A 6494-nucleotide genomic window follows, 5' to 3' on the forward strand; every position below is an offset into this window, starting at 1 on the left:
ACTGGTAAGCCGGAGCCAACACCCATAAAACTAATGCCAGACATAATTTAATCCTCTTTATCTGTTCGGCTCAGGAAACCTGAGTGGAGAAAAACTGAGTTTCACCATCCATCAGTCGTGCTTTTAAAGCCAGCACTTCTTCTGATGGATACTGCCGGATGACTTCGTCAGTTTTGGTATTCATGACACGCACAACCAAGTCTTCGGTCTTATCATTAAGCTCGAACTTCAGTGCACGATTCTGAGAGTACAAAGCGCTGTTAATCTCATCCAGCATGTCTCTAAGCTCTTCTGCAGAGAGAGGCTTAATACTCGTCTGATCTTGTTGTTGCTCTTTAGACTCAGCTGCATGCTCTTTGGCTTGTTCGAGCTGGAGCAATTTGGCTTCCAATGTGGCTGCGGCTGATTTTTCAGCCTCATCAACAGGCCGCTCTGAAACTGAATTGCCAGTGGTTTTGTTTACCTGGCTTCCAGGTAGATTGGCCGCGCTGGCCGTTGAAACATGGCTGGGATTAAGAATTTCTGAGGTCATAACCTTTGCCTCGTTACCTAACTGGTTTTGTTAAGCATAGCTATCGGCAGCAAAAGCAACAACTTTAGAGTATTGATCAAAATTTAGACAAAAAAACGCCGGGAAATCCCGGCGTTCTGAGGGTTAAGCAGTAAGTAATGCTTACAGCAGACCCAGCACCACCTGAGAGGAAGCGTTCGCCTGACCCAGAGCAGCAACACCCGCCTGCTGCAGAACCTGCTGTTTGGCCAGGTTAGAGGTTTCAGCAGCGAAGTCAGCATCCTGAACACGGCTACGAGAAGCTTGCAGGTTTTCAGAGTAAATCTGGTTACCGGAGATAACGGCTTCAAAGCGGTTCATCACCGCACCGAAGGTGGCGCGTTCAGTGGAGATGCCGTCAATCATGTTACGAGTCAGGCTGATAGCAGACTGAGCAGCAGTTTGAGTGGTGATGTCGATGGTTGCAGTGCCGTCCAGACCGCCAGCGGTGATCAGTGCCAGAGCAGTGCCACCTTTGACATTTGCACTCAAAACACCAGCCAAACCACCGGATAGGCCAGCGTTAACCTGGTAAGCAGAATCATTGTCAAAACCAACCTGCATGGTTAAAGATTCAGCAGAAGCATTCAGCAGTTTCTGACCATTGAACTCGGTGGTTTCGATGATGCGGGTAATTTCTTGAGTCAGCTGGTCAACTTCTTTCTGTAAACCACCACGGGCTGCGGTGTTGTATGTACCGTTGGCGGACTGGATGGCCAGTTCGTTGATACGCTGCAGGTTGGAGGTGATCTGATCCAGTGCACCTTCCGCAGTTTGAGCCAGAGAGATGCCATCACCCGCATTACGAGTAGCCATGTTAAGGCCACGAATATCCTTGGTTTGCGCCTGAGCCAAGTACAGGCCACCAGCATCATCTTTGGCAGAGTTGATGCGCAAACCAGTAGACAGACGGTTAAAAGTCTGTGATTGCTGAGCCTGAGTGTTGGCCAGGTTACGGGCGCCATTCAGTGCAGAAACGTTAGTGTTGATTACTAGAGACATGGTAGAACTCCTTAAACTTAAGAAAGTATGTCCGGGGACAATGAGCTTATCGGCGAATGAGGAAAATGCTTTAGGTTTTTTTTGTGCTTTTTTAAAAAACTACTCAAATACTTGTTCCAGCCACAATTCAACACGTTCAGGTTTGATTTCATCCATCGTTTCAGCCAGCAAAACCTTTTCCAGTGGGTCGCTGATTTTGCTGTAGAGCTTCGGATCTGTCACCAGCCAGCCAGTCAGGCTGTCTTGTAAATTTTGCCAAGCTTCAAGATCCAGTGTGCTGGTCAGAAGTGCCCACTGCTTGATTTGTGTATAAGTAGCAAGATCCTTGATACAGGCCACATGAGCATCCGGGTTACCGCTATAAATACAGAGGTCAGGATGTAAACGTGCAACTTCTGTAGCCGACAGAGGCAGAGTCTGCCCGCCACTCAGAAAGCCATAACGCTGGATCTGCAGCCATTCTTTTTTCTCACCTTCTTGTAAAAAGCCTGAGATTTTTTTTGTGATCTGAGTGTGACGGGGTGATGGATCGAAAATACAAGCTAATACTCTGGGGCGTTGGTGATGGGTGAAATGCCATTTACCTGCAAGAAGTATATCAGCCTCCAAGCCTGAATCACGTAAAGCAAGGTTGGCATTGAATGCCGGATCAGTGATGAGCAGGTTAAACCAGCGTTGTTTGAATAGAGTGCGGTCTGTACCGGCTACTTGCAGGTAGTTGTTTCTTCCGGTTAGTGCAACAGAGCTCAGCGGTGACCAGATGAGTTTGTGGCCTGCAATGCACATTCTGATTTGTAGGTCGTTGACAGCCAGTCGGGTTTTGAATTCAGGATCCAGCATTCCGATTTCGTTATACTTTTTCCGCTTGATGGCGAGGCAGGCCGGGTGGAGTGCATTAAAACTCTGCTCACACCAGGCGCGGGGCAAGCCAGTGACCTCCTGCTCAAGAAAAAAGTCACTGTATAGATCACCAATTAGTCCATCCTTGCCGAGTATCTGCCCGGCACTGACAATAGTGGCTTTTGAAGAAACCAGTCGGGGTGCTGCCATGGCTACATCAGGCCGCTGCAGCTGATCCAGCAGTGTTTCCAACCAGTTGCTCTGAACAAAGCGCAACTGGCTGGAAGCCAATACAAACACATCTGAGCTGGACGCGGAGATCAGTCTCTGTAAAGCATCGGCCTCACCCTGCCAGCTGGCTAAAGTTACCAGCTGTACGTTTGGAAGCGGTATGTTTTTGTTTTGCCACCATTCCTGGAACTCTTGCTGTTCAGCGGGTACAGCAATATAAGGTCTGATATCTTTAAGTGCCGTGTTTTCAGCCAGAGATATCAGGCAGTCGGCGAGTGCTTGTGTGAGTTTTGGAGTGGGCAGCAAAAAATCCGCTGCTGGAGCCGTATCTTCAGGAAAATAACGTGTGTTGTAGATACCTGGATGAAGACCCGGTTGTACCCTTGCTCGTGAAAATCCGCACCGGGTTAGATGCTGTTGACGAATTAAGGCACCTAGTTTTTCATGATCCTCACTTTGCTGCATAGCCGCAGTGAACACTGATCGACTGACAAGAATGTTCGGGATATGTCCTATGGCGGGCAGAGTCATGCGTTCAGCAATGCGAAACACCAAGTCTTCTGTTTGTCGATAGGCAAAGGGAGCAAAGCCTTCCATTGCCTCCCAAGCATCTTTGCGAAAAGCTGTGGCGCGACTGACATAGTCGGTTGATCGCAGAAGATCCAGATTGAAATCAGGTTTGAAAATAGGATCGGTTGGCTGATTAGCGCCGAATCTGGACTCATCATCGGACATTTCTTCATCACCCTGTTGCAGCAGGGCTTCATCACCATAAATGGCTAACCAGTCATTATTTAGATCAGCATAATCGGCAAGGTTGAACAGCGCCTGTGGGTGCAGTTCATCACCGGGCCAGAGTTGCATGATCCAGTCTGCCTCCACCTCGCGAATGACTGGGTTGATGTCTTCAAAGGGTTTGGGTGTTTGTATCCATTGAATGTTGCCAGCCTGATGAAGGGTATCGATCGGGCAGCAAGCTGAGCTGAGTATAGACAAGCCGTAATGAGGGTAAATCTGCAGCTCTAGACTATCCAGGGTTGTTGCCAGAGCCTCGAACAGGGATTCATCCAGAACAAGCACAAGATGAAATGTCGGATGTTTTTTCCATTGATTGTAGCGCTCGCCCATCAATTGGCCAGTCAGCTCATCAGGCTGGGTTTTGGCGCGCCACGACTGGAAGGCACTGTTAACAATAAATCGATGATCTTCTCCTGCTGTATCCAGGGCATCATAAAACTGTGGATCGTTTCTGATGCGTTCGGCGTGTTCCGTTTCACCGATAATTTCCAGCAGTTTAGCCAGGCTTTTGTGAGTCGCCTCTAGTTGCTGTGTTTCCTCAACAAGTCTTAGATTACTGGCTGATTTATCAGCCAGTGTTGTTCTTTTGATATCATTGTGAATCAGGGCATAGAGCTCATTATGCAGGCCTTTGGCATCACATTGCACTACACCATCATCAGCTGAAAAAAGCAGCCCACCGAGAAAGACTTGTCGGGAAACCAGTTCAACAGTGGCTTTACCCATTGCCATGCTTTCAACTGCAATGCTGGATCCGGGTGAGATTGTGATGTCGGATATCAGAACAATTTTTTCCGGTCGATCAAAGATGTAAGCAAAATTATCAGAAATTCCTAGCCGCTTTGCCTTGTGGTGTACCTGTTCTTTGCTGAACTTGGTGCCGGAGGGCCGATCCTTAACAATAAAAAACAGGCTTCGATCAGTATTTTTATTGACTTCTGCTGCTGCGTCCATGAAGGCATCCAGCGTTTTTTCATAGGTAAGGGGATCTGATGTTGCATTTTCATGAACAGCATAGGTGGTGAAATAACTGATGACCAAGGCATCTGCAGGAATCTCAAGCTGGCTTTTTAATGCTTCAAGTTCAGCAGTGTTGATGCTTCTGTAAGCATCCCAGTTGACCATGCCGGTGACGTGCCTCTGCCCTTTGCCCGTATTGAGATCATCCAAGGTTTCTTTGCAGCGCTCAGTGGTGAGGGTTAAGTGGTCACTGATAAAATGCCGGATGGAGCCTAGATTTCTGGCAATGTAAGGGCTATGACAAAAATGAATAGACGGGACTTCATTGTATTTCGCCCACTGTACAAGCGTGGCTTCATGGATCATGTATTCTTGATTGACTGCCAGCGCCAAGATGTCATGGCTTGCCTTCAGCTTGTTGAGTCCCATATACAGAGTAAGAATTTTTGCTGTGCGACTTTTGGCTTTGCTCTGTATGACTTCAGCTATCTGGTGAGGGAGCTGCTCCTTTTTTAACCACTGCTGAATGTCTTCTACACTCGCATCCAGTCGCTGGTTGAATGCCGTTTCTTTGTTTTTGATTTCATTGCTTATTTCTTCATCAGACAGTTGGTACTCAATGACGTGGCACTGCACTCCATACTTGTTTGCAAGCAGCTGGTTCTGATCAGCAAACTGTTTTGGAGTAATGATGTCAACAGGGTATTCTTTGAGTAGTCCTTCAAGCAGCAGGGTTTGTCGATCAAGCAGGGTGGAAATAACGGCCTTTCTTTTCATGGTGATTCCTAGCGTATCCGTTTGATATTTGAGCCTGTCAGTTTGCTGATTTCTCTGAAAATTTCGGATGTCAAAGCGCCGTACAGGGGAGTGCCTTCATAAACAAACTCATCTGCGTTAAGTGCCTCCTGCCAGTGATCAGCGATATAACCTTTTTCTGCATCAATTTGACTATCTCGTAACCAGTGGAAGAGAATTTCCTGCTGCTCGGTGTTTAATGCAGTCATTAACCAGTGCTTCCTTTTTTCGTCGGTCAGCTGGCATAACCTTAAAATGAATTGTGCAGGATAAAGGTGATCAAAGTGGTGTTCGAGCACTCCTTGGATGTTTGGCAGTTGTTCGGGAGCAACCTCAAGGTGGATTACAGGAGCAATACTGTTAGTCCAGTCTTGCATAAAATCTTTGAAAGGCTGATCCACTGCAAGCCAGCTCATTAAGCGCTTCCATGCATTAGGGCCACAGAAGGTTTTGCTTCCAACCAGTTGTGCAAATTCTTCTGAAGTGTAGTCAGGTATGCTCATATTTATTCCTTCTGTAGTGTTCTTTGGTGCTGAATGAGTGTCTGGCAGAATAAAAAGTCCAGCTCTGTATCGATATCAATGGAGCGCTCTTGTTTCATTACCAGTGCAAAACTGTTCGGTATCAAGAAGCTCTGATGTTTAAGCAGTAATGGTGTTTTTGCTAGATAAAAAGCACCATTCAGACGGTAATGCTGTGGGAGATCCTGGCTGCGTTGATTAAGCACTGTGTCGGGCAGGAATTCTGCCATGCTCAGGTTGTCATCCAATGTATTGCACCAGAGCGGGGAGTGTTCAGCCGGACAGACACTGATGATGCTGCTGGCTTGTTTTTCTGCCATTAACCTGAAACCCGCTTCTATATCTTCACGGTTGCGAAGTGGCGAGGTGGGTTGCAACAACAAGGTTTGTTCAGGTGTAATACCTTGTTTTTTAAGTTCATCCAGTGTGTGTCTGATCACATCAAATGTGCTGGCTGTATCGCTGGCCAGCTCAGCAGGACGGCGGATAACAATGCAGTCACTGGATGCTGCCAGCTGCAGAACGTCTGGATCATCACTGGTCACAGCCACCAGATTGATCTCTTTTGAGGTTCTTGCGAGATCAATGCTCCATTGAATCAAAGGCTTACCAGCAAGCGGTAAGGTGTTTTTACCCGGCAAACGTTTGCTGCCTGCCCTAGCAGGGATGATGGCCAGTGTTTTATGTGTAAAATCAGGCATTAAATAACTCGCTGACATCAGTTTGTGCTTGATTGAAGTCATCCATGCGACCTATATCCAGCCAGTAGTCTTTCAGTGAGTAGATGTTAACACCGC

Annotated in this window: 5 protein-coding genes; all 5 read right to left on the minus strand. The window is 47.2% G+C overall.

Going from position 1 to position 6494, the window contains the following annotated elements:
* Positions 1 to 70 precede the first annotated feature (70 nt).
* Positions 71 to 532, minus strand: coding sequence for a flagellar protein FlaG (locus IBX50_RS15775; RefSeq protein ID WP_292257252.1), 462 nt, complete (start codon positions 530 to 532; stop codon positions 71 to 73).
* Positions 533 to 673: 141 nt separating this feature from the next.
* Positions 674 to 1552 carry a flagellin gene (locus IBX50_RS15780; RefSeq protein ID WP_292257253.1) on the minus strand — a complete coding sequence of 293 codons (879 nt, stop codon included), beginning with the start codon at positions 1550 to 1552 and terminating at the stop codon, positions 674 to 676.
* Between the two features lie 99 nt (positions 1553 to 1651).
* Complete coding sequence (locus IBX50_RS15785; RefSeq protein WP_292257254.1) at positions 1652 to 5158, minus strand: hypothetical protein; 3507 nt, start codon at positions 5156 to 5158, stop codon at positions 1652 to 1654.
* An 8-nt stretch (positions 5159 to 5166) separates the two neighbouring features.
* Complete coding sequence (locus tag IBX50_RS15790; protein ID WP_292257255.1) at positions 5167 to 5679, minus strand: hypothetical protein; 513 nt, start codon at positions 5677 to 5679, stop codon at positions 5167 to 5169.
* 2 nt (positions 5680 to 5681) lie between these two features.
* Entirely contained in the window at positions 5682 to 6398 is a 717-nt protein-coding gene (locus tag IBX50_RS15795; RefSeq protein ID WP_292257256.1) for an acylneuraminate cytidylyltransferase family protein, read from the minus strand.
* Positions 6399 to 6494: the final 96 nt, after the last annotated feature.

The sequence above is a fragment of the Marinospirillum sp. genome (assembly GCF_014859565.1).

Coding starts and splice junctions, on each gene's coding strand:
- IBX50_RS15785 (WP_292257254.1), bottom strand. CDS start 5,158: ATGAAAAGAAAGGCCGTTATTTCCACCCTGCTTGATCGACAAACCCTG.
- IBX50_RS15790 (WP_292257255.1), bottom strand. CDS start 5,679: ATGAGCATACCTGACTACACTTCAGAAGAATTTGCACAACTGGTTGGA.
- IBX50_RS15795 (WP_292257256.1), bottom strand. CDS start 6,398: ATGCCTGATTTTACACATAAAACACTGGCCATCATCCCTGCTAGGGCA.
- IBX50_RS15775 (WP_292257252.1), bottom strand. CDS start 532: ATGACCTCAGAAATTCTTAATCCCAGCCATGTTTCAACGGCCAGCGCG.
- IBX50_RS15780 (WP_292257253.1), bottom strand. CDS start 1,552: ATGTCTCTAGTAATCAACACTAACGTTTCTGCACTGAATGGCGCCCGT.